Source organism: Legionella qingyii, from assembly GCF_003184185.1.
In genome coordinates, this window is sequence record NZ_QHJG01000006.1 from 146,413 (window position 1) to 170,977 (window position 24,565).

Here is a 24,565-nt window from a genome sequence, read left to right on the forward strand (position 1 = left end):
AAGGAAGTTTTAGGGATGCGCACGGAATACCAAGGAGTAATTACACGATTTCTTCGTCAAGATGAGCGACTCATCTTATCTGAAGAACATGAAATGCCACTGGTTATTGAGGCAAATGACGCTACAGATATTGAGTTTTTGCAACAGTTTCTTATATCCAATTCCCATCAAATTATTGAAGATATGGCTCATTATGGAGCCATTCTTTTAAGAGGTTTTGACATCAATACAGACGAACAATTCGAAAAGATTGTTTTGAGTATCCCTGAATTTCGCGGTATCAGCGAAGCGTTTATGTCTGAAAATGGTCGAGTTCATGTCGATAATCTTCAATTTGTTTTACATACTAATTCTGTTTATAAAACTGGCGGAACTCTTTATCTGGGTGGTTTTCATTCTGAAAATTATTATTCCGCTGATGTTCCGAGTTATCTTTGTTTTTGTTGTTTTCAACCATCAGAATTAGGTGGTGAAACCGGTTTAATTAATACGCAAAAAATCTACAGTCATTTGCATGATGACTTGAAACAAAAACTAGAAAATAATTCCTTTTTTGTTTGTAAATGGTCTGTTGCCGAAATTGCTGAGCGATATCAAATTACTCACGATGCAGTAAAAAAAATATGCAAAAAATTCAATCTCCCTATTGTTGGCGAGGAAGAAGGTCAGTTTGTTTTTATGTATAAACCAAGTGTATGGGAGCATCCCCTTACTCAAGAAAAGGCATTACAAATCAATATGTTTGAGCTACCTACCCTTAATTATGAACTGCGAAAGTGTTTTATGGATGACTATAAAGGACCCGTTTGGTTTTGGCATCGATTTTTTTGGCGCTTGCCAACTTCAATGTTCAATTTTGTAGAATCACTTGCCATTGTGTGTATTTCCTTTTTTAATTCACCCAAAAAAGCATATAAAATTGTACGGACAAAACTATCTAATTTTAAAGCGAGTAGAAAAAGTAAATGCTTACCAGCGAATATAGTGAAAGTGGGAAATTGTTTTAGCGATAAAGAGGTTAAAGAACTCGCACAACTTATGCGGAACTATTATTCATCTTGTTTGTGGAAAAAAGGGGATATATTGCTTATTGATAATAAAAAAGTAATGCATGCGGGAATGCCTGGAAAGGGGCCTAGATTAGTTCGAGCCATGATATGTAATCCTCTGGATATGAATTATGCATCTGAAACAGGGGTCTTAGTGGCTAAAGAGCGAGTAAGCAATACCATTGGTGCTTGTATGGTTGAACGTACTGTTAATTAATACAGTAACTTGGGTGTGTGCCGCGAAACCAGGGGAAAATTGGTCCTCAAACCTCCGGGTTCCGCGAGCCTTACCCAGGTTACAATTTAGATGTTATTTCCGTGAATAGTCATTCCAGATTCCTTCAGGAATAAATAATACGCGCGAGTTCAGCACCCAGGCGCGCATTGTTTTTAATTAAAGCAATATTAGCAAGCAAGCTTTTGCCTTGTGTCAGTTGAGCTACTTCGGCTAAGAGAAATGGAGTTAATTCTTTTCCTGAAATATTATTTTGCTCGGCTTTTTGTATGGCATTCATAATTACTGGCTCAATCACCTCGAGTGGAATATTAAACTCTGCAGGAATTGGATTGGTGATCAAAAGCCCTGAAGACATGCCTATATCCCAATGCGCTTTTAATATATGAGCAAGAGCTGGTACATCTTCCACCCAAGTTGATAATGGATAATGGGTTGAGTCAGTATAAAATGCGGGTAATACCTGGGTGCGAAACCCAATGACAGGTACGCTCATCGTTTCTAAAAACTCCAAGGTACGCGGCAGGTCCAGTATGGCCTTCGCACCCGCACAAATCACAGCAATTGGCGTTCTGGAAATTTCAATGAGATCAGCAGAAATATCTTGGGCATCGCCGCGATGGACCCCACCAATCCCTCCAGTAGCGAATAATTTAATACCTGCTTTAGCAGCACAAAATAAGGTTGCAGCAACAGTTGTTCCGGCTGAATGCTTATTGGCCACCATAAATGGTAAATCACGTCGGCTTGCTTTCAAAACCTCCGTATTGCTTGCAAATTGCTGCAATTCATTTGCTGTTAAACCAATTTTGATTTTTCCATCAATCACAGCAATGGTTGCTGGTGTGACATCGTGTTCATGCACAATCTGCTCCACTGCTTGCGCGGTTTCATAATTATCAGGATAAGGCATGCCATGGGAAATAATCGTCGACTCTAATGCCAATATCGGCTTTTTATGCTCGAGCGCTGATTTTACTTCTGGGGAGTATTCAAAAAATTGATTCATGATGTATTTCTCTTACTGAATGGTTTAACTGAATATTTTTTAGTGCTTCATAATTTATCTGTTCATTTACAGTGTGACAGGATTGTACGGTTAAAGCGGCCATTGCTGCCCCTGTGTGACAGGCATCAATAATTGGTTTATTCTGTTTCAATTCATAGAGGATCCCTGCAATAAAAGCATCTCCTGCTCCACTGACATCTACTATCGGATCGATAAAAAATGCTGGAACATGTTTTTGAACGATTTCATTAACAATCACATAACCGGCTTTTCCCAAACTGATGATGCAATTCCTTACGCCTTTATCTAACAATAATTGTCCTGCTTTGATGCAATCAGCTACCGAATGAATACGGGTTTGAGTCAATGTTTCAGCCTCGAAGCGGTCCGGTTTTAACAGAAAAATATTCTCCAGGCAATGAGGCAATTTCTGGGCTTTTGTTACAGAAACAGGATCAATGCATAGCTTGATATTTTGGGTGCGAGCTATTTGCATCGCATATTCAATGATTGCATGGGGTAAATTGGTATCCAGAAATACAATTTCTTCATTATTCCATTCACACCAAGATTGCGTGAATTGATCCAACGGAACATGGTCAAAAATCTCCATATCCGCTAAAGCAAGAAATAGTTCTCCTGCTTCATCGAGAATAACATCATAATGAGCTGTGGGTTTACCATGAATTGTGAGAATATTTTGGATTCCGACATCCAGGTTTTTCAAATCAGCAATTGCCTGTAGTCCATCATTATCTTGGCCTACCACGCTATAAATATGAACATTGTTAGTCAATAATGCAAGATTTTTGGCTACATTATGAGCAACACCACCAAACGTTGAGAGGGATGAAACGGGATTAGATGTCCCCAATTGCAATTTATGAATTGATGTTAATTTTCGATCAATGGTTATGCCGCCAACGCATATTATTTTTCTATTCATTAATGGGTCAAAAAATGATTTGAGTAATGCATCATAACACGAGAACTGCAGAGTTATCCCGGTAGAAGATAAGAATAATTGAATAATTCCTGTGCTGTTGTTTTCTGATATCGGTTAAATATTAATCTATAATTGCTAAAAAAGCAGTTGTCCTGATATAAACTGATTTTGTAGCGTTACTTTAATAAATTTATAAGGAAAAAAATCATGGGACTTCTCGTTGATGGTCAATGGCATGATGTTTGGTATGATACTTCTAAAACTGGAGGGGCGTTCAAGCGAGAACCTACCCAATTTCATTCCGCGATCAGTCATGAACCCAATGCTCGATTTCCTGCTGAAAAAGGACGTTACCATTTGTACGTATCTCTTGCTTGTCCATGGGCGCACCGTACTTTGATTTTCAGAAAACTCAAAAAACTGGAAGATTATATTGATGTCTCTATAGTGCATCCGCATATGCTTGAAAAGGGGTGGGAGTTTAAAAAAGAAATGGGTGCTACGGGAGATACTCTTTATGGGTTGAACTATTTATATGAACTTTATGTTAAAGCCGACACCAATTACACCGGCCGGGTTACTGTTCCTGTTTTATGGGATAAAAGGGAAAAAACTATAGTTAGTAATGAATCAGCAGAAATTATTCGTCAGTTTAATCAAGCATTTAACCATCTAACAGGGGATGAGCAGGATTTTTATCCAGAACCACTACGAGTGGAAATTGATGCACTGAATGACCGAATTTATAATGCAATTAACAATGGAGTTTATCGTTGTGGATTTGCGACAACTCAGGAGGCTTATGAAGAGGCATACAACAAATTGTTTCTTTTGCTTGATGAACTGAATGTACGCTTGCAGAATCAAAAATATTTACTGGGTGAGCAGTTAACGGAGGCTGATTGGCGCTTGTTTACCACCTTAATTCGTTTTGACGCGGTATATTACGGTCATTTCAAGACCAATCAGCAGCGAATCAGTGATTATGAAGCGTTACAGCCTTATTTAGAAAGACTGTATCATCACCCTGGAGTGCGTGACACTGTAAATTTTTTACATATCAAGCAACATTATTATTTTAGTCATAAAACCATAAACCCCACGCAAATCGTACCTTTAGGACCCAAGCTAAACTTCGATTCATGATTACTGTTAGTGGAATGATACCTGTAGGTTGGGTCATTTTGAACTGATGTCTCTACTTTTTTCCTTCATCTATAGGCAACGGTTCTTCAAAACAGGTGGGATTTAATATCCTGTTCTTGGGTGTTTTTATTTCTGGATAGGGCATGTCCAAAGTTGTGGGATCAGTAATCACGCCAATCAAGGCGGATGCAGCTGCAGCTTCTGGGCTATAAAGAAAAACCTTATCTTCATCTGTTCCCGAGCGCCCATGAAAATTTCTGGGTATTCGTAAGCTGTTTTTTTCAGTTGCCGGGGCTTGTCTCATCCCAATACATCCATTGCATCCTGCTTGATGAATACGAGTCCCTGAGGAACAGCTAATTGTAAAAATATAGCACAATGAACTAAATGCACTTGAGATAAAAAGTATGAGTTATATGTTACAAAAAGGTCAGAATGATGATGCGGGAGCTACTTTGCGACTTTATAAAGTATGAGCTAGACTTCAAGTTGACGGATCGTTTTGGAGAATAGGACAATGAACTACGATGATCGATATCAAGCAGGTCGTGTTCTCACGGATTTACTAAAAGATTACGCGAAACGAACAGATGTAGTCGTACTCGCATTACCTCGAGGTGGAGTCCCTGTTGCCTACGAAATTGCGAGTACGCTCTCGCTCCCACTTGATATCTTTATTGTTCGTAAACTCGGTGTTCCTGGGCATGAAGAGTTGGCTATGGGAGCCATTGCTTCTGGAGGAATAACTGTTTTTAACGAAGAAATAGTCAATGCTCTGCATATATCAAAAGACGCGATTAGTAAAATTCAAAAGTCGGAACAAGAAGAATTATCACGCCGCGAATTGGTTTATCGTGGTAATAAACCTTTCCCCATGTTATCAGGAAAAACTGTAATTCTTGTAGATGATGGTATCGCGACAGGCTATACAATGCGCGCGGCAATTGCTGCATTGAAACAGCAAAATCCAGCAAAAATTATTGTCACAGTTCCTGTTGCTGCACGCTCAACCTGTGACGAAATCGCTCCTTTAGTTGACGAAATTATTTGCCCAATGCGCCCGGTTAATTTTTATGCTGTAGGGATGTGGTACAATGATTTTTCACAAACAACTGATGACGAAGTGATGCAATTATTGAAAAAAATCTGAGCCTGTACTCAAATTTGACTTTTCCCCCAAGATTTTCAACTTGCTGATTAGAGACAGCATCAAGCTTGTAGGTGCAGAGATGAATTGTCAACATACCCTAATAAACAGTAAAATTTTGCGCTTGTAAGAAATAAAGGGGAAGAGATGAACGATTTAACCAATAGAATTATTTTAGTTACAGGAGCTTCCAGTGGAATTGGTCAAGCTTGTGCTCGATTGTGCGCGCAGCATGGGGCGCGGTTAATACTCTGTGCTCGACGAGTCGAACGTCTCGAAGCTTTAGCAAAAGAGTTAACTCAACTTTATGGAGAGGAACATTACGTTTTACCTTTAGATGTATGTGATCATGAGCAAGTCAAAAAGCAATTGGGATCTTTACCTAGTCAATGGCAATCTATTGATGTCTTAATTAACAATGCGGGATTAGCTTTAGATACTTTGCCTTTGCAAAAGGGAATTGAAGAACATTGGGATATCATGATTGATACCAATATTAAAGGACTACTTTATGTCAGCCGCACTTTAATTCCAGGTATGTTACAGCGAGGTCGTGGTCATGTAGTAAATATCAGTTCCGTGGCAGGACATGAATGTTATCCAAATGGTAATGTTTATTGTGCAACAAAACATGCAGTACATGCTCTTTCAAAATCAATGAGATTAGATATGTTAGGTAGTCCGGTTCGAGTTACTGAAATTGCGCCTGGCGCTGTGGAAACTGAATTTAGTGAAGTACGATGGAATGATAAACAAAAAGCAAAAGAATTTTATCAAGATTTTCAGCCTTTGTTAGCAGACGATATAGCAGATGCAATAGTGTATTGTATTACTCGCCCGCAACATGTGGATATCGAAGAAATGACGATTATGCCCACAGTACAAGCTTCTGCGAATCATTTATCGAGGAATATGAAATAAGTAAATTTTGTGCAAAAATTGAACATAAGCAATCCTTGATAGTCTATCCTTTATACATATAGGTGATGACTCATCCCGACTGAACCATTTAATAGCTTCAGATTGGGAGGTTGTGTTGGAGAGTGGTGTGCAAGCCTATGTAGTTAGTAGGAAACCTAAAGCTCTACGTAAACCTCCATCGTAAATCATGTAAGCGGCTCAGAGTACGGGAAGCCGTTGCCTATATTCCTAATCGCAAACCAGGATTAGATATAAATATGCCTTAATTGATTAAAATAAAAACATATCGTATACTTAAGCTGCATAAATTAGACTTGTAATAAGTGCCAGGAGGCTATTATGAAAAAACTAATTATTTCCGTAGTATTAAGTACTCCGCTGTTCTTAACCGCTTTGCCTGCTTTTTCTGCTCCCCCATCTGGTCTTGAGAGTCCAGCACTAAGGACAGATGTTTCAGGGGTTAACTATAATTTACCGAAAGTAACCCAATACGCCCATTGGGATCGATGGCATCACTGGGACAGGCACAGATGGCACAGATGGGACAGATGGCATCATTGGCACAGACGGCACCACAGGCATCATTGGCACCATTGGTAATTATTTAGCTAAGTCTCTTAGGTTGCAATACAGAGGAAGAGATTATGAACAAATTAATATTAGCTTTAATGGTGTCAGGGATAACATTTTTAGTCACAGGATGTGTTACGGAGCGTGTTTATTATACTCCATCCTATACTAAAACGTATTATACCCCAGCTTATAGGACTCCAGCTTACACCTATTCTGTTGGCTATCATACTAGCCCCTATTGGGATGTAGATTATTATAATGATAGCGATGCTTATTATTATGGCTATAACGATTTAGGTGATGTGGGTTATTGGGGGATGTACAATTCCTATCAGGTTTATTAATTGCGTCGCTTGGGGTTACCAGGTTTATGTGCTAGATCCTCGTAGCTAACTGCGAGGATCTAATCAATTTCATCTAATTTAATTTAATCTAAAATGAAAATTTGGGTTTCACGTGTTCACTTCTCAATCAAAACTCTTCAAGAATTGGGGACTGATTCGTTTGAGTTATTCCTTAGCGCGAGAAACGTACTCCCCTTTGCGAGTATCTACTTTAATTAACTCTCCAGTTTGTACAAATAAGGGAACACGTACAACAGCGCCAGTTTCTAAAATGGCTGGCTTTCCGCCACCTCCAGAGGTATCGCCTTTTAATCCCGGATCCGTTTCGGTAATTGCTAAAATCACAAAATTTGGTGGTGTCACTTGTATTGGTTCATTATTCCAAAGAGTAACGATACAAATATCTTGCTCTTTTAACCATTGTGCTGCATCAGCGAGTGTTTCTTTGCTTAAGGCATATTGTTCAAAATTATCAGGAACCATAAAATGCCATTGTTCGCCATCGTTATAAAGATATTGCATTTCCACATCGGCAACGTCAGCAGAGGGTAAGGTTTCATTCGATTTGAACGTGCGCTCTACAACTCGACCGGTTTTCAAGTTACGGATTTTAATGCGAGTAAAAGCTTGTCCTTTTCCTGGTTTTACAAATTCACAGTCGAGAATGGTACATGGGGCGTCATCAACCATTACTTTCAAGCCATTTTTAAATTCATTGGTGCTATAAGTTGCCATTAGTGCTCCACAGTTGAGATTTTGTTCGGTTTTAGTTAAAGTTCGCACAGTTTATCAAGTCTGTGTAATTAATGCGAGATACCTCTTTAAGTTGGCAAAAAAATTTGGCGCAAGGTTTTACTTCGGTTACTGAATTATTAAATTTTCTGGAGCTGCCTTTATCTGCTGGAAATGTACATGCTGAAAAGCAATTTCCAAGTCGAGTTCCTTTGGGATTTGCCAAGCGTATGCAAAAAGGAAACCCCCTCGATCCTTTATTGCTTCAAGTTTTAGCGACCGAAAATGAATTACAGAGCAACAAAGAGTATAGTATCGATCCTTTAGAGGAGCGCAGCAGTAATCCAATTCGAGGATTAATGCATAAATATTATGGTCGTGTTTTATTGACTTTGACCGGGGTCTGCGCTGTGAATTGCCGTTATTGCTTTCGCAGGCATTTTCCATATCAAGACAATAATCCTGGCCGCAATGGATTTAAAGTTATTTGTGATTATATAGCCCAAGATACCAGTATTACAGAGGTAATTTTAAGTGGCGGCGATCCCTTATTGGCATCCGATTTGGTACTAGCCGAGTTAATAAAACAATTGGAAGAAATTCCACATTTACACACTTTGCGTATCCATACACGGATCCCCGTGGTTTTTCCTGAGCGGATCGAACATGGATTACTTTCGCTATTAAAAACAACTCGATTCAACAAGGTAATTGTGTTGCATTGTAACCATGCTCAGGAACTTGATGATTCGGTACGACATGTGCTACGTGAGTTACAACAAATAGGATGCCATTTGCTGAATCAAACTGTTTTATTGGCAGGAATAAATGATGATGCTCATACTTTGGCTGATTTGAGTCAAACTTTATTCGCATATGGGGTTTTACCTTATTATTTACATCGATTGGATAAAGTAAAAGGAGCGGCTCATTTTGATTTGCCTTTTGATACGGTACAAGCTATTTATCAGCAACTACAAAATCTTGTGCCAGGATACCTTTTGCCTCGCTTGGTATGTGAAGAGCCAGGAAAATTAAGTAAAACTCTGTTAATTTAAATGTATACTGTATCCATTTACATCGCTTTCTCTAAAATAAATTGCAATAAAATAGATTTTATCCCAAGTGAAAAAATTTTTAAGAGATAAAGAATGAAAAAATTACCTATATTAAGTCCTGGAGATGCGATTGAAATTATTGCGCCTTCATCTCGTAGTACGGACATTCAATTGCTTGGTTTAAAAGAGTTATTAGAGTCTTGGGGGTTAAAATGTATCGTTCAAGAAGATATTTTTGCTCAGGATTTATTATGTGCTAATACAGATGAGATGCGTTTTAAACATTTGAAAAACGCCCTACGCAATCCCCAAACAAAAGCAGTAATTTGTGTGCGTGGCGGTTACGGTTCAACGCGTTTGATCCCAAAATTAGCAGAAGTTGATCCTCCTGAAGCGGTCAAGCTTTTTATTGGCATCAGCGACATCACGTGTCTGCATCTTTATTTGCAGCAACACTGGGGTTGGCCAACAATTCATGGTGCTGCTGCGCCTGATAAATTTTCCAAAGAATCAATTGCCGCTGTGAAGTCAATTTTATTTGGAGAGGGACCTGCTAAGTTCACTGGCTTAATTCCATTGAACAAACATGCACAAAAAGAGGGTTTTATTAAGTCTCAGGTAACTGGCGGTAATTTAGCAATCATTCAATCTGGAGTTGGCACCTGTTGGCAAATGGATGGTCGACATAAAATTATTTTGCTCGAAGAAATTGGTGAGCGAGGATACCGTGTTGACCGCATGCTGGAACATTTAAAACAAGCAAACATTTTTACACATGCTGCTGCAATTATAGTTGGAGATTTTCTCAATGGTCATGAACCGAATGGTTCTTCTTTGATTGAGCCAATTTTACAACGTTTTGCTGAAAGTAGCGCTATTCCAGTACTAAGAATTGCAGGAGTAGGTCACGGTAACATTAATTTTCCTATTCCTATGGGAACAGAGGCTCATTTACAACTTGGCGAAAGTGCCCAGTTAACGTGTTTTCGTTAATATAACTTGGTTATCCATCATAGGTTTTCCCGGTTACGGTGATGTCTTCATGAGTTTACAGTTTTTTTAAATAATGGTTCCGTCATCTTGATAGAGCTTAATCAGTTTTTCTTGGGCGCAATTACTTCCTTGAGTTACTGGCTTATAACTGCCGTCACTTTGCATTTCCCAAGTATTGCTGTTGTCTTTAAGGTAGTTTTTAATAATTTCTTGCTTGATCCGCTTTTTGCAGTTCTCATCCAGAATTGGAAACATAATTTCAATCCGGTGGTATAAGTTTCTCTCCATAAGATCAGCGCTAGAGCAAAAATAATGTTCATTTTCATGGATACGAAAATAAAATACGCGATGATGTTCCAGGAAGCGTCCAATATAGGAAAGTACGCGGATATTTTCCGAAATCCCGGGTATTCCAGGTTTGAGACAACATACGCCGCGCACAAGCAAATTTATTTTCACTCCAGCTTGTGATGCCTTATACAAGGCTTGAATTATCGTTTTATCAGCTAATCCATTTACTTTCAAAAGGATTTCGGTGTCTCCTTTTTTTAATGCCGCGGCAGTGCATTGCTCGATATATTGCAACAGTGTTTTTTGTAACGTAAATGGCGAATGACTTAGTGCTTTGAGTTTAACTACTTTGCCAAGACCAGTTAATTGTTGAAAAATAATTTGAATATCGGAGGTAATTGTAGGTTCACAAGTTAATAAACCTAAGTCAGTGTATCGTTTTGCTGTGTACTCATGGTAATTTCCTGTGCTTAAATGGACGTAACGCTTTAGTTTCCCATGAGCGCGTCGAACAACCAGGGTCATTTTAGCATGAGTTTTATACCCTACTACCCCATAAAGCACGAGAATGCCCGCGGCATGTAAACGATTTGCTAATTTCAGATTGGACTCTTCATCAAAACGGGCTCGTAACTCGATAACTGCCGTCACTTCCTTACCTGAGTGAGCCGCATCAACCAACGCATCGACCATTACGGATTCTGAGCGCGTGCGATATAAAGTTTGACTAATTGCCAAGACATTGGGATCGCTTGCTGCCTGTCTTACAAAATCAATAACCAGTTCAAAACTTTGATAGGGGTGATGAAGGAGAATGTCTTGCTCATCAATTACATTGAAGAGATTTCGTTCAGACCTGGGGAATTGTGGGTATTGCGCTGTAAAGGGTGGGTAATTCAAGTCAGGTCTATCAATGCTGTTAATCGCAGTTAAATGGCGTTGTATATTAACTGGTCCGTCACAATAATAGGTATCTTCATGACGAAGATGATATTTTTGCAATAAAAAATCGACTATTTTTTCTGGGCAATTTTTTTCAATTTCAAGTCGAACCACATGACCATAATGACGAGAAAAGATCTCGCGTTGCACGGCCTTGGCCAAATCATCAATTTCTTCCTCGCGTAAAAAAAGATCGCTATTTCGGGTAAGGCGAAAAGAATAACAACCACTTATCTCCATTCCTGGAAATAAACTATTAACATGGGTGGTAATGATAGAAGATAGATGAACAAAATAATGAGCATCCCCACATAACTCCGAAGGCAAATGAATGACCCTGGGAATCGATCTGGGGGCATGCACTACTGCATAATTAATATTACGGTCAAATGCATCTTTGCCACTTAAAGAAATAATAAAGTTTAAGCTTTTGTTAATCAGTTGCGGCAAAGGATGTGCCAAATCAAGAGCTATAGGACTAATTACTGGTTGGATCTCATGTTTAAAATAGTGTTTTGCCCATAAATGGATGTCGTCTGTCCATTGTTCCGTATCAAGAAAATAAATTTTTTCCTTAGCTAGTGCGGGAAGAAGTTGTTTATTAAATATGGAGTACAGCTGATCAATGAGTTTATGTGTTTTTTGGCTAATTTGGCTAAATGCTTCATCAGAGCGCAAACCATCAATAGTTAGTTTTCCTGATGACATGGCAATCTTTTCTTTAAGTCCGGCAACACGTATTTCAAAAAACTCATCAAGGTTACTGCTGCAAATACTAAGAAAACGCATTCTCTCCAGCAAAGGAACGCGTTCATCATTTGCCAACATCAGAACTCGCTGATTAAATGCGATAATAGAGAATTCTCTATTGATATAGTATTCTGGATTATCAAATACAGTTTCCAAGGGTAACTCCATTATTTTCTTACAAAAAGTAATATGGCCTGGCTACGTTACTATTTTAGGTGTTAACGAACCAGAAAAAAACATACCGCTATAAATCCTATAAATCCATAAAAGGGTGATAAATTCCAAAAGGTTAATGCAAGAAAAAACACAAAACAACACAGAGCAATTGGAATTGAAAAATACATATCTACAACGCCTTGAGCAACTGAGTAACTGGCTGCTGCGAGTAGGGCTAATGCACCATATTGTACGCCAATCATGATTTTCCGCATTCCAGGTCCATTATGGCTCGTAAGCCAATGATAGCCTACTATGGCCATCAATAATCCTGGCAAATTAATACTAAGAACGGCAAGAACTAAACCGGTAATTCCTGCAGCTTTGTATCCAATAAGGGCAGATAATTTAACACCGGTTAATCCTGGAAAAATAAAACTTGAACCTACCATGGCGATAAACTCTTCCTGTCCTATCCAGTGTCGATAATCAACAGCCTCATATTCCAACAGCTTTAACATGGAGTTCCCACCACCCAAGGATATAAGACCAATTTTTCCAAAGCTTAGGACGATCGCAAACAAGGTGTTTATCATAATTTCAGTAAATTTTTCAGGAAAGTTACATATTGGCAGGAAACAGGTTCATCCAGCAAGTGTTTGGAAATAGTCTCTACCAAACGAAGCGATTTTCCCTCGATACATAAGCTAAAATAAATTTTGTTGCATACTTCGAGACGAGCGAGCTCAATTTTTACGGTAGGGTTTGTCGGTAATTTATAGATAAGTGCTTCTTTTTTTACATAAACTTCTATTCCTTCCTGTTCAACTTGCTGTGCTATTTCCCGTAAATCTGGGGGGAGAGGTTGGTCTGGAAGGTCACTAAGAATTATTTTGGCTCCATAGCCTGCAGCATGGTTTGATTGTTTGAGTAGAGGCTTGTAAATCAATTGCTCTCTACGTTTCTTAATGTTGTAGTTTGATCCTGGCAGCAAATAATAGCAATCTTCTCTATGTTTTTGCTTGTATTGAGTTAGAGCGAGTAATGACTTATCAATAGTATTTAAAACAATTATCTTATTATCCGGCCAAAAATAACGCGTTTCCCATTTTATCTGTTCGTCTTTTTTATCCACTAAAGTTGCCAAAGACAAGCCTGTTTTGGGAGTAAATTCGAAATTCCAAACCAAACGTTGGTTCATGCTTAATTGCTACTCGTAAAATAAAGAGTATATACTACACCTTTATTATACAAAGCAAGGGAAGGTATTGATATTATGGCCATTCTATTTTTTTTAGTTTACCTAATATTTACTTTAGTTGTTCTTTATCGAGCAATGAATCCATTAGTTTGGGAATTGGGAAGCGTTTTTTATTTGATTGTTGCCACGTTTGCTATTGGTTTGCCTTGGATCATTGGTTTTCTGCTCTGGCTGGTGATTATTGTGGCATTACTCGTAGTCTATCTTGAGCCGTTACGCGCAACGATTGCCGATTATCTTTATAAGACAGCTGGTAAGTCGGTTCCTAAGTTATCCAAGACTGAGGAAGAAGCACTCAATGCAGGTGATACTTGGTTAGAACAAGATATTTTTACTGGAACACCTGATTGGAACAGATTAGCGAATGTATCTACAGCACTTTCTGCAGAAGAACAAGCCTTCCTGGATAATGAAACGAACATTTTATGCAGCATGATCGATGAGTGGGAAATTAGCCAAACACGTGATTTACCAGAGAAAGTTTGGACATACATGAAAGAAAATGGATTTTTTGGGTTAGTAATTCCAAAAGAATATGGAGGTAAGGGATTCTCAGCGCGTGCGCATTCTGATGTGGTAATGAAAATATCCAGCCGTTCGGGGGTCGCTGCGGTGACGGTGATGGTCCCTAATTCCTTAGGCCCTGGCGAATTAATCAATTATTATGGTACTGAGGAACAAAAAAATCATTACTTACCACGCCTTGCAAAAGGGATTGATATTCCCTGCTTTGCTTTAACCGAACCAGGGGCGGGTAGTGATGCAACCTCCATTCAGTCAACTGCAGTCGTCATGAAGAAGAAAGTTGATGGCAAAATGGTGCTCGGATTAAACATTACTTTAGATAAACGTTGGATTACTTTAGCACCGGTAGCAACCTTAATTGGTCTCGCCGTGAATGTGAAAGATCCCGATGGTTTGTTGCAGGGTGAAGGAGAAGAGGGTATTACCTGTGTGTTGATTCCACGTGATACCAAAAATCTGGAAATTGGCAATCGCCACTTACCCTCAGATCAACCATTTATGAACGGCACGATTCGTGGAAAAGATATTTTTGTGCCAATAACAACCGTGATTGGAGGGCAGAAGCGTATAGGTAGCGGATGGCAGATGTTGGTTGAATGCCTATCGATTGGTCGCTCCATTTCTTTACCGGCGCTTGGAGCTGGCTCTTCCTCTACGTGTTATCTTGCAACGAGTGCTTTTGCACGCATACGTTGTCAATTTAATGTTGAAATTGGCCAATTTGAAGGAATTGAAGAAAAACTCGCAGAAATCGCTGGTTTAAATTATTTGATTAATTCAAATCGGTTGCTGACTGTAGCTGCTGTGAATGAGCATAAAAAACCTTCCGTAGCTTCGGCGATTGCAAAATATTTTAATACAGAATTGGCGCGCTCAGTGGTTAATGCATCGATGGATGTGCATGCGGGACGTGCGGTGGTCGTTGGTCCACGTAATTATCTAACTAATTTTTACAACGGAGTGCCTATTTCCATTACTGTGGAAGGAGCAAATGTGATGTCACGTAACTTGTTGATATTTGGACAAGGTTCGATGGCATGTCATCCTTATATCCGCCATGAGTTTTATGCAATTTCCAATCAGGATAAAGACGCTTTTAGAGAGGTTATCTGGAAGCATATTCAATATTTCATGCAAAATTTTGCCAAAACAATTTGTTCTGGATGGACTGGTGGGATATTTATTAGTGCTCCTAAGCAAAAAATGAAACGTGAGTATAAACGTTTGGCACGTCTGAGCCACGCTTATGCCTGGCTTGCGGATTTGTCTTTGATTGTACTCGGTGGGGATTTAAAACGTAAGGAGCGTCTCTCAGCGCGTCTTGCGGACGGAATGTCCTATCTATATATGGCAATGGCTGTTTTGCGTAATGTGCAATTGAATAATGAAAATCCTGATGATTTATTGCACGCTCAATGGGCAGTTTCCTATTGTTTTTATCATGCACAACGAGCAATGATCGCATTGTGTTACAATTTCCCATCCAGATTTTTAGGTGTTTTTGCACGTGTATTGGCATTTCCTTTGGGGCAAACTATGCGTTATCCAACAGATAAGTTGGATCAGAAATTAGCACGATTGATGACCAAAAATAATCAGTATCGTGATCGACTGAAAAACATTGTTTACTTAAGCGGGGATCCAAAACAACCAATAGACAAAGTAGAACATGCCTTACAGCAAATCATTAAAACAGATGAACTTTCCAAAAAGGTGGGGGATATAAGACGGGTTAAATTTGGTAAATTAAGAGATAAATTAAAAGAGAAAGTTGCAAATAATGAGCTTACTCAACAGGAAATGGATGCCTTACTTGCAACTGAAGCGGCTCGATGGGATGCTATTTTAGTTGATGAGTTTACTTTTGATTCAATGAAAAACCAATTATTTAACTCAGTTATTGATGAGATTAAATCTCCATTTATGCAGGAAGATGTTTCTTCTTAAAGAAGAGATGCCCGCGGGAAACCGCGGGTTTTAAGTTTTGGATAGCTGTAGCAGGAAAGAATGAAAGAACGAGCAAAGCGTGATTCATGCAACCTATATTTACAAATTTTTAACAGGCGACCTAAAAAACCAGTAATCTTCTATACACAGTAAGTTTGCTATAATTAAGTCAATACAATAAATAGAATTCATGTGAGAGATTAATGTATGTCTGCAAATTCATCTGTAATATCATCCGTTGATGATAGAGCATTCGTTAGAGAAGATCTTTTAAAAGCGATGCAACTCGCAGGAAACTCAGCAGAGTTAGCTCAATATTTAACAAAACAAGTTCATGAAATAGTTGATAACTCAAGGGTTTTTAAGAAGCCAGAGAAGATGCAAGTTGGGCAACAAATACTTAAGGCGGTAGATGAATTTGCTCAACTTGTAGCATACAAATTCTCTGAAGAAGCAAAGCAAATCTGGGCCGGTATCACACCTAGTACCAAGTTTGAAAACATACACCGTGGAATCACTCAGGAGGCGGTGGAATCCTTATCGAAAAAAGGTTATGAAGGTATTCGATTCGATTTTGCCATCAAACAGACTGGAGAGGAGAAAGGACATTTTGTTCGCGGATATGCTTCTAGTGAGAAAGGGGCTCCTCCTTTGGATGGAGAAACAGTTGATTCCTTGGATCGCTTGTTTAACGCATGGTTAGCAAATGAACATCAGGTTTTAACTGAGGATGGTTTTTTCTTTAAAACAGATGCAGAAGGGAATAAAACAAGACAACTGACCCTTGACGAAGTGGAAGAGATAATGGCTGATTCAGCACAAGGTTTTAAGGATTATTTACAAAGTAATCATGTTGAAACGCAACTTGTGTCTCGACAACGAGAATATCCAGGCGAACATCGATTGGAAGAAACCAAGAAGGCTGCAGCTCAAAAAGCAGTAGAACGAGTAATAGAAGCTGAAGAGGCGGAAAAAGTCGAAGCTGAAGTTCAACCCACCCATATCGGCCCCACCTAGTTAGGGCCGTTTTTTTACTTCTGAGTGAGTAACAAATACGATAGAGATGCCATTTTAAATCTTATTTACTGCCTGCAGCCTCTCTAGAGTTCCTATATCAAACCAAACGCCATCATATAGACAGGCAGTTACTTTATTTTGTTCAGCATATTGTCGGATTATAGGTGCAACCGAATAGCGACCTTGTTTGTAATGTGTAAATATCTGTGGATGATAGCAGCAGATACCTGCAAGAGTATATTCTCGATTTGAGTTACTCAACTGAGTTTGATTGATTAACCCGAAGTCTCCGGGATGATTAAGGGCTGGATTTTTGTTTACTAAAATTACATGAATTGCATCAGTATTTTCAGGTTGTAATTGAGAAAAATCAAAATCCGTGTAGATATCTGCATTGACAGTAATAAAAGGTTTATCTCCGAGCAGCGGCAATGCATTTACAATGCCACCTCCTGTTTCTAAGCCTCCTGGAGGTTCTGGTGAATAACAAATTTCAATTCCCCAGCGTGTTCCATTGCCTAAATACTGACGAATTTTCCCCCCAAGATAGGCATGGTTTATTACTAATCGTTCAAAACCAGCTTGTGCTAAATTGAATATATGATGCTCTATTAAAGGTTTTCCTTTAACAATACACAGAGCTTTGGGGGTGACATCAGTAAGTGGTTTTAAACGGTCGCCACGTCCAGCAGACAAGATCATCGCAGTTTTCATGGTAGATAAACTCTCATTTGCATAAATTGGAAGAATGGATGTAATTCTGCATAAGTTTCAGCGCATTCAAGTACATATTTTAAGGTTAAAGGTAAGTCTTTAAGATAGCCAGGTTTGTTATCTCTTAAATGCAAGCGACAAAAAATTCCTAAAACCTTTAAATGTCGTTGTAAGCCGCAAAGATCAAATGCTCGGATAAATTCAGGCAAAGAATAATCCCTGGTTAAAGTACTTTGAGTATAATAAAACTCAACTAACTCTAGAATCTTACTTCGTGGCCATGAAATATAACAATCTTTGAGTAAAGAAACCAAATCATAAGTGAATGGACCAATCATCGCATCTTGAAAGTCAATGACTCCCAAGGTTGATTCCCCTTCATTTTGTAAAAGCATTAGATTGCGGGAATGATAATCACGATGAATAAAAGTCAAAGGTTGCTGCGCTACTTCTGCGGCAATCCATTCCATGGTTTGTTGCATTAAAGTGTTTTCATCCGGATTTAGCTGCAAATCAAGATATGCTTTAAAAAACCATTCGGGGCATAAGCTCATTTCTTTGAGCATATGCGTTTTATCAAATCGTGCAAGCATTGGATCATGCGTTGAACAAGTTTGAATTTTAAATAAAGTCTTTAAGGCATGACGATAATGAGCATCCATGTTTTCAGGGTGGAGAACATTCAAAAGAAGTTGATCTCCTAAATCGCTTAATAATAAAAATCCATCTGCTAAATTTATCGCGAGAATTTTTGGAGTATGAACCCCCGCGTTTTCCAGCGTTTGAGCAATATGGATAAAAGGTTTTAGATCCTCCTTTCCTGGGGGCGCATCCATGACAACTTGCGTAAGTCCATTATATTGAAGACGAAAATATCTTCTAAAACTGGCATCTCCAGCCAAAGGAGTTAATTGGAAATCTCGCTGTTTTAGGGTATGAATTAACCATTCTTTCAGTGCGTTTTCTCTTGCATGCATGATATACTTTCCCATCATTATTTCTGGTTGTAACTTATAACTAAGATCTCTTCTCTCATGAGTAGACAAAATAAAGGAGTTGGTTGTGGTATGAATTATACCGCAATACCTTTAGCGTAAGTGCGAGGATCTGTGATAAGGTACATGTTTTTTGTGTGAATAATAAGGCATTTTATTACCCGTGAACAAGATTTCATTTAAATGGTTCTCGATGAGCATATTTACGATCCTACTTATTTTGCTCATGGTAATTTATCATGCGTTAGCCCATTCTGCTTCTTTAATTAATGAACCTGTCCAAGCTTGTGTCATCGCACGTGATGTTGATTTAACAGATGCAGTTAGATCAAGATTTGCCCAGTGTTTGGGGTGGCACGCCGATAAAAGCTCTCCTATTTGTCTTGGCTCGTACCAACCACTCACGGTCACTCCCCTTGCCTCGCCGGATGAAATAAGGATAATGGCGGATCAAGTCTCTTTTTATCAAGATAAACCGTCAACGTTAACTGGACATGTTGAAGTACAGCAAGGCCAAAGAATAGTCAATGCAGAAACAGCACATGTATATCGAGATCCCAAAAGTAAGCAGGTCACGAAAATTGAGTTTTTAGGTAATGTTCGTTATCTGGAGCCTGATCGATTATTGATTGCTCGTAAAGCAACAATTAATCCTCAGGATAAATCAGGTCAAACTGAAGACGTACTCTACCGTTTTAATACCAACAAACGTACGGCGATATTACCTGCATGGGGAAGAGCCAGCCTAATGCAGCGCTTTCCTAATTCAGATTACTTGTTACGTCAGGCGACTTACACTACCTGTGCACCACAAGATAAAGCTTGGGATATTGAGGCTAAATCAATTGTTATCGATAACAAGAAAAAAATGGGGGTCGCCAGGAATGTGAAGTTGCGTATCCGTGATTGGCCTCTTCTTTATGTTCCCTATCTGAGTTTTCCTACAACTAAAGAACGTAAATCAGGTTTCTTAATGCCTTTAGTTGGCTATTCCAATGTAGGTGGTTTTGATCTGGGACTTCCTTATTATTGGAATATTGCACCAAACTACGATTTGACTCTAACACCGCATATTTATACCGAGCGGAATGTAATGTTAAGTGGGGAATTTCGATTTTTAACTAAAAACAGTGTAGGATTTCTTACCGGAAGTTTTTTGCCGAATGATGCGGCATACCGCAATTTTTTGAACAATCATGTGGAAGAATTTCCTTCCTTTAAAGATAAGTCAACAAACCGATGGTTCTTTGGTGTTCTTGATACCACCCAATTGAGTCCCAATTTGCGTTTAAATGTTAATGTTCACCAAGTTTCTGATGATTATTACTTTCAGGATTTTAGTACCAACTTGGCTCGGATCACTCAGCGACAGTTATTGCGTCAAGCTGATTTAACCTATTCAACAGAACATTGGACTTTTAGAAGTATGGTTCAAAGTTTTCAAACATTGCATCCAATTAATGAGCCTCCTATTCTTGATCAATATGAACGTTTACCGCAATTAAATGCTCGTGGCTATTATTATGAATTGCCTGCTCATGCAAATTTAAATATAACAGGGCAATATGATCAGTTTGTTTGGCCCATATCAACACAGTTTCTGAGAAGAAAAGTGCCCCAGGGGCCTAGGTTTCACCTTAATCCGATCCTTTCATTGCCGCAGCGAGCTAATTGGGGATTTATTACACCATCAGTAGAGTTCGTAGAAAACTACTACCAAGTACAGAATAATTGGATGGATACGAACACTGAAGATAACCGCCTTATTCCGCGTTTTAGTACTCATGGCGGGTTATTTTTTGATCGAAACTTTAACTGGAATGGTAATTCATATGCTCAAACATTAGAGCCAAGTTTATATTATTTGTATGTACCTTTTTATAATCAAAGCCAGCTACCAATATATGATACTGCTAATATGATTTTTAATTTTGATCAGCTTTTTAGAACTAATCGTTTTTCGGGGTTTGACCGAATTGGTGATGCAAATCAATTATCCTATGCAGTGACTACTCGTTGGCTGTCAGAAAGAACAGGCGCTGAATTCGCTAGTCTTTCTGTTGGTCAAATCAAATATTTTTCAAATAGACAAGTACAGCTCTGTCGCAGTCCGACAGGCATTTGTACTGCAAATCCTCTTGAAATGGGATATATATCTCCATTTTATGGAACCTCACCGATAGCTTCTCGAGCGATTCTCTATTTCAGCCCCTCTTTAAAAATTCTGGGTAATTATGTATGGGATCCTGCTACTTCTGCGACCAATAATGGTGCCTTAAACTTACAGTATCAACCTAAGCTTAATGCAATTATTAATTTTGGCTACAGCTATTTAGTTAATGGAGATGTGACATCTGTTAGGAATAATGCAGGGGTAGATAATGCATTACATCAAGGGATAGTCTCTGCCGCTTGGCCAATAAGTGATAGATGGACTGCTGTTGGCGCATACAGCCAAAATATTAGTAAGGATTACAGTATGATGTCTTTATTAGGGATGCAATATGATAGTTGCTGCTGGGCGGTGAGAATTTTGGGAGGAAGAACGTTTAAGAGTTTAAGTGAAGAATATTTGCCTCGATATAATAACAACATCTATTTGCAAATTTTATTAAAAGGCTTAGGATCTGTGGCAAGTAGTGACCCAGGAAGTATCTTGAATACTTATATTCCGGGGTACAATGATCCATTTCATCATTAGATAGCGGTATAAATTTAAACAGGGCCGCTTGTTTTTTGAATAAAAATAACCTAAATTGCTCGAAAAAAAGTAATAAGGATTAACATGTATAAAAAAATAACCCTTGCATGCATATTGTTTGCTGTCGTTGGTGTGACAGAAGCGAAACAATTATTGGATAAGGTGGTTGCAGTTGTTAATAATGGAGTCATCACCGCAAGTGAACTAAACAAACAAGTTGAATTAACAAAGAAACAAATTATTGCACAAGGAATGCAAGTTCCAGAAGCTTCAGTGTTGCGTAAGCAAGTACTTCAACATTTAATTGATGTGAATGTGCAGCTGCAAATGGCAAAGCAACATGGTCTTACTGTAGATGATACTGAATTAAATCAGGCGATTGAAAAAATAGCTACAGCGAACCACGCTACTGTAACTCAGCTACGTGAGGAAATTACCAGGCAAGGGATGACTTGGGATGAGTACAGAGAAAATATTCGCAAAGAAATTCTCCTTTCTAACTTGCAACAAAAAGCGGTAGGGCGAGACGCTGTCGTTACGAATGAGCAAGTTGAACAATATCTTAAAACTGAAGGCGGAATAATCAACCGTTCTGCGCTGACCTATCATCTTCAGAATATTGTTATTCCATTAAACGAAGAACCTACATCAGAAGAAGTAAAAAAAGCTAAAAGCAAAGCAGAGTCTTTATTAGTGCAGATAAAAAAAGGTGGCGATTTTAGCCGCCTGGCTATAGAAAATTCCAGTGGAGAATTTGCATTGGAAGGAGGGGATTTAGGTGAGCGTCATTTAGCCGAATTACCCGAATTGTTTGCAAAGGAAGTAGTGAACATGAAAGTGGGACAAGTATCAGGCCCCTTACGTGCAGGTAATGGTTTCCAGTTAATTAAACTGGTTTCTATTGGTGGGGACAACCAGCATCATGTCATCACAAAAACTCATGTCCGTCATATTCTTTTAAAGCCTGATCCAAGTATGCTTCCTGAAGATTCAAAAAAACAAGTGAATAATATTTATCAACAATTAAAATCAGGTAAAGATTTTGCACTTATGGCAAAGCAATACTCCCTGGATTCATCAAGTGCAGTAAAAGGTGGTGATTTAGGTTGGGTTTCGCCAGGGGTGTTAGTCCCTGAATTTGAGAAAGTCATGGACAAGCTTGCTGTCAATGAAATTAGCCATCCGGTAAAATCACAATTTGGTTGGCACCTTATTCAAGTGCTTGGTCGTAAACAAGAAGATGATTCAGAAGCTTTTAAAAAGCAGCAAGTCCGACAGTTTTTACAACAAAGAAAGTTTGCGGAAGCAGTTCAAAATTGGCAACAACATATACGTTCAGACGCATATGTTAATATTATTGAAAAGGAACTGGCGTGAAGCCGCTACTTATTAGCAGCGGAGAGCCAGCTGGAGTTGGTCCAGATTTATGCCTGGCTCTTGCGGGATATGATTTTCCTTTGGTAATTTTAGGAGATCAGGCAGTACTAGAGGCCAGAGCTAATGAGTTAAATTGCGATATTTGTTTTACGCCCTATAAAAGCGGACAAGTTACTGAGCCTAAGCCTGGCCATCTGACAGTATGTCATGTCACGTGCCCGGATACAGTACAAAGTGGCAGTCTCAATCATAAAAATGCCACTTATGTTATAGAGTTATTAAATCAGGCCGCCATATTATGTGGACAAGGTGATTTTTCTGGATTAATTACCGCTCCAGTCCACAAGGCAATTATTAACGAAGCGGGTATTGCATTTACTGGCCACACTGAATTTTTTTCACAATTTTACAAGGTAGATGTGGTGATGATGTTAGCGTGTAATGCGATGAAGGTCGCATTAGTCACTACACATCTTCCATTACGCCTGGTGCCTGATGCGATTAGTTCAGAACTCATTATTAAGGTGATTACTCAGGTACACCAATCATTAATCCAAGATTTCAATATCAAAGATCCACGTATTAAGGTAGCCGGTTTAAATCCACATGCAGGCGAGTCAGGATATCTGGGACGAGAGGAAATTGAGATCATTTCTCCCGCTTTAGCGGTATTAAAAGAACAAGGCATGAATGTTCAAGGACCAATGCCAGCAGATACTATGTTTATTAACAGTCAATTAAAAAATTGTGATGCTTTTGTTGCTATGTATCATGATCAAGGCTTACCAGTAATTAAGTACGCTGATTTTCATAATGCAGTTAATGTAACTTTAGGGTTACCTATAATACGTACTTCAGTGGATCATGGAACTGCTCTAGAATTGGCAGGCAAAAATGTGCTTGATTCGGGCTCAATGTTTGCCGCAGTCGATATGGCAAAAGCTATGGCACTATCTAGGATAAAATCATGATTAGTTTAATTGCTGCAATTGATGAAAATGGTGGGTTAGGTTTCAATAATCAACTACTTTGCCATTTACCTGCCGATTTACAACATTTTAAGTCAATAACTATGGGAAAACCCATTATCATGGGAAGAAAAACATTTGCATCTATAGGAAAACCGCTACCCGGACGCATAAATATTGTACTTAGCCGCAGTGTAGAATCAATTGAGGGAGTTACTGTAGTCGATTCTTTAGAGAAAGCCATCAAGCAAACAAAAGAATTTTCTGAAATTATGATTATAGGCGGTGCCGAACTTTTTGCTGAGACAATGGAAAAAGCAAACCGCCTATATATAACAAGCATACATCACCAATTTACTGCAGATGTTTTTTTTCCAGAAATTGATGAATCAATTTGGCATTGTTGTGATGAGCAATTCAGGCCCTGTGATGAAAAAAACAAATACGACATGACTTTTCGTACTTATGAGCGCATCAAGTAATAACTATACTTCTATAATTCAACTTAGAGCAAAGTTTAACTCCATATTTTAGTTTTACAATAAATTAGAGAATCACTAAGTTGTCATCGATGAAACATTTAATAAATCACATCTCAACACTCAAAAGGTAAAGTTAGGCTCAATCATGTGATGCAAAAAATGCCCAACATGGGCATGTAAAGATCGATATGGGCCACAGTAGATAAACAAAAGAAAACATTTTAAAAAAAATGCAAAAAGTGTTTGACACTGTTGGCGAAATCAGTAGAATACGCAGCACGCCTTC

Annotated in this window: 23 protein-coding genes; 14 read left to right on the top strand and 9 right to left on the bottom strand. The window is 38.7% G+C overall.

What is annotated here, in order from left to right; genetic code table 11:
• Nucleotides 1-15 precede the first annotated feature (15 nt).
• Nucleotides 16-1,266 (top strand): TauD/TfdA family dioxygenase, encoded by a 1,251-nt coding sequence (locus DGG96_RS05200; protein ID WP_110141895.1) that lies wholly within the window; start codon nt 16-18, stop codon nt 1,264-1,266.
• Between the two features lie 124 nt (nt 1,267-1,390).
• Here DGG96_RS05200 and DGG96_RS05205 read toward each other — a convergent pair whose 3' ends face one another.
• Nucleotides 1,391-2,293 carry a pseudouridine-5'-phosphate glycosidase gene (locus DGG96_RS05205; RefSeq protein WP_110141896.1) on the bottom strand — a complete coding sequence of 301 codons (903 nt, stop codon included), beginning with the start codon at nt 2,291-2,293 and terminating at the stop codon, nt 1,391-1,393.
• Nucleotides 2,277-3,239, bottom strand: a complete 963-nt coding sequence (locus DGG96_RS05210; RefSeq protein WP_110141897.1) for a carbohydrate kinase family protein — start codon at nt 3,237-3,239, stop codon at nt 2,277-2,279. The genes DGG96_RS05205 and DGG96_RS05210 overlap by 17 nt, the downstream gene beginning before the upstream one ends.
• A gap of 207 nt (nt 3,240-3,446) precedes the next feature.
• On the opposite strand from DGG96_RS05210, the gene DGG96_RS05215 reads away from it, so the two are divergent.
• A complete protein-coding gene (locus tag DGG96_RS05215; protein WP_110141898.1) occupies nt 3,447-4,385 on the top strand; it encodes a glutathione S-transferase family protein in 939 nt (312 codons plus the stop codon).
• Between the two features lie 52 nt (nt 4,386-4,437).
• Here the strand turns inward: DGG96_RS05215 and DGG96_RS05220 are convergent, their stop codons facing one another.
• Nucleotides 4,438-4,689, bottom strand: coding sequence for a hypothetical protein (locus DGG96_RS05220; protein WP_233590511.1), 252 nt, complete (start codon nt 4,687-4,689; stop codon nt 4,438-4,440).
• Between the two features lie 213 nt (nt 4,690-4,902).
• On the opposite strand from DGG96_RS05220, the gene DGG96_RS05225 reads away from it, so the two are divergent.
• The 4 genes from DGG96_RS05225 (at nt 4,903) to DGG96_RS05240 (ending at nt 7,370) form a co-directional block, all read left to right on the top strand.
• The gene (locus tag DGG96_RS05225) at nt 4,903-5,535 is read left to right on the top strand and encodes a phosphoribosyltransferase (RefSeq protein ID WP_110141899.1); all 633 of its coding nucleotides are present in this window, start codon (nt 4,903-4,905) and stop codon (nt 5,533-5,535) included.
• Between the two features lie 144 nt (nt 5,536-5,679).
• Complete coding sequence (locus DGG96_RS05230; protein WP_110141900.1) at nt 5,680-6,453, top strand: SDR family NAD(P)-dependent oxidoreductase; 774 nt, start codon at nt 5,680-5,682, stop codon at nt 6,451-6,453.
• Nucleotides 6,454-6,792: 339 nt separating this feature from the next.
• Nucleotides 6,793-7,053: a hypothetical protein gene (locus DGG96_RS05235; protein ID WP_110141901.1), complete on the top strand. Its 261-nt coding sequence runs from the start codon at nt 6,793-6,795 to the stop codon at nt 7,051-7,053.
• A 44-nt stretch (nt 7,054-7,097) separates the two neighbouring features.
• Nucleotides 7,098-7,370, top strand: a complete 273-nt coding sequence (locus tag DGG96_RS05240; RefSeq protein ID WP_110141902.1) for a hypothetical protein — start codon at nt 7,098-7,100, stop codon at nt 7,368-7,370.
• Nucleotides 7,371-7,535: 165 nt separating this feature from the next.
• Here the strand turns inward: DGG96_RS05240 and efp are convergent, their stop codons facing one another.
• Nucleotides 7,536-8,105, bottom strand: a complete 570-nt coding sequence (efp, locus tag DGG96_RS05245) for an elongation factor P (RefSeq protein ID WP_058467197.1) — start codon at nt 8,103-8,105, stop codon at nt 7,536-7,538.
• Between the two features lie 71 nt (nt 8,106-8,176).
• Here efp and epmB point away from each other — a divergent pair, with 71 nt between their 5' ends.
• Entirely contained in the window at nt 8,177-9,160 is a 984-nt protein-coding gene (gene epmB, locus DGG96_RS05250) for an EF-P beta-lysylation protein EpmB (protein ID WP_110141903.1), read from the top strand.
• Between the two features lie 93 nt (nt 9,161-9,253).
• On the top strand, nt 9,254-10,153 hold the full coding sequence (locus DGG96_RS05255) for a S66 peptidase family protein (protein WP_110141904.1): 900 nt from the start codon (nt 9,254-9,256) through the stop codon (nt 10,151-10,153).
• A gap of 66 nt (nt 10,154-10,219) precedes the next feature.
• Here DGG96_RS05255 and ppk1 read toward each other — a convergent pair whose 3' ends face one another.
• From ppk1 to DGG96_RS05270, 3 genes are all read right to left on the bottom strand, one after another.
• Nucleotides 10,220-12,292 carry a polyphosphate kinase 1 gene (gene ppk1, locus DGG96_RS05260; protein WP_199739217.1) on the bottom strand — a complete coding sequence of 691 codons (2,073 nt, stop codon included), beginning with the start codon at nt 12,290-12,292 and terminating at the stop codon, nt 10,220-10,222.
• Nucleotides 12,293-12,354: 62 nt separating this feature from the next.
• A complete protein-coding gene (locus DGG96_RS05265) occupies nt 12,355-12,888 on the bottom strand; it encodes a chromate transporter (RefSeq protein ID WP_110141906.1) in 534 nt (177 codons plus the stop codon).
• Nucleotides 12,885-13,493, bottom strand: coding sequence for a hypothetical protein (locus DGG96_RS05270; protein WP_110141907.1), 609 nt, complete (start codon nt 13,491-13,493; stop codon nt 12,885-12,887). Before DGG96_RS05270 ends, DGG96_RS05265 begins: the two co-directional genes overlap by 4 nt.
• Nucleotides 13,494-13,568: 75 nt before the next feature.
• Here DGG96_RS05270 and DGG96_RS05275 point away from each other — a divergent pair, with 75 nt between their 5' ends.
• Both DGG96_RS05275 and DGG96_RS05280 read left to right on the top strand, forming a co-directional pair.
• Nucleotides 13,569-16,025 carry an acyl-CoA dehydrogenase gene (locus DGG96_RS05275; protein ID WP_110141908.1) on the top strand — a complete coding sequence of 819 codons (2,457 nt, stop codon included), beginning with the start codon at nt 13,569-13,571 and terminating at the stop codon, nt 16,023-16,025.
• A 207-nt stretch (nt 16,026-16,232) separates the two neighbouring features.
• Nucleotides 16,233-17,042 (top strand): hypothetical protein, encoded by an 810-nt coding sequence (locus DGG96_RS05280; RefSeq protein WP_110141909.1) that lies wholly within the window; start codon nt 16,233-16,235, stop codon nt 17,040-17,042.
• Nucleotides 17,043-17,096: 54 nt separating this feature from the next.
• On the opposite strand, the gene murU is transcribed toward DGG96_RS05280, so the two are convergent.
• Entirely contained in the window at nt 17,097-17,756 is a 660-nt protein-coding gene (gene murU / locus DGG96_RS05285) for an N-acetylmuramate alpha-1-phosphate uridylyltransferase MurU (protein WP_110141910.1), read from the bottom strand.
• Nucleotides 17,753-18,733, bottom strand: coding sequence for an aminoglycoside phosphotransferase family protein (locus tag DGG96_RS05290; protein ID WP_110141925.1), 981 nt, complete (start codon nt 18,731-18,733; stop codon nt 17,753-17,755). The genes murU and DGG96_RS05290 overlap by 4 nt, the downstream gene beginning before the upstream one ends.
• Nucleotides 18,734-18,944: 211 nt before the next feature.
• Here DGG96_RS05290 and DGG96_RS05295 point away from each other — a divergent pair, with 211 nt between their 5' ends.
• The 4 genes from DGG96_RS05295 to DGG96_RS05310 all read left to right on the top strand — a co-directional run bounded on the left by DGG96_RS05295 (nt 18,945) and on the right by DGG96_RS05310 (nt 24,279).
• On the top strand, nt 18,945-21,452 hold the full coding sequence (locus tag DGG96_RS05295; RefSeq protein ID WP_110141911.1) for an LPS-assembly protein LptD: 2,508 nt from the start codon (nt 18,945-18,947) through the stop codon (nt 21,450-21,452).
• 84 nt (nt 21,453-21,536) lie between these two features.
• Nucleotides 21,537-22,829, top strand: coding sequence for a peptidylprolyl isomerase (locus DGG96_RS05300; RefSeq protein WP_110141912.1), 1,293 nt, complete (start codon nt 21,537-21,539; stop codon nt 22,827-22,829).
• Nucleotides 22,826-23,800 carry a 4-hydroxythreonine-4-phosphate dehydrogenase PdxA gene (pdxA, locus tag DGG96_RS05305; RefSeq protein ID WP_110141913.1) on the top strand — a complete coding sequence of 325 codons (975 nt, stop codon included), beginning with the start codon at nt 22,826-22,828 and terminating at the stop codon, nt 23,798-23,800. The genes DGG96_RS05300 and pdxA overlap by 4 nt, the downstream gene beginning before the upstream one ends.
• The gene (locus DGG96_RS05310; RefSeq protein WP_110141914.1) at nt 23,797-24,279 is read left to right on the top strand and encodes a dihydrofolate reductase; all 483 of its coding nucleotides are present in this window, start codon (nt 23,797-23,799) and stop codon (nt 24,277-24,279) included. Before pdxA ends, DGG96_RS05310 begins: the two co-directional genes overlap by 4 nt.
• The last annotated feature ends 286 nt before the right edge of the window (nt 24,280-24,565 follow it).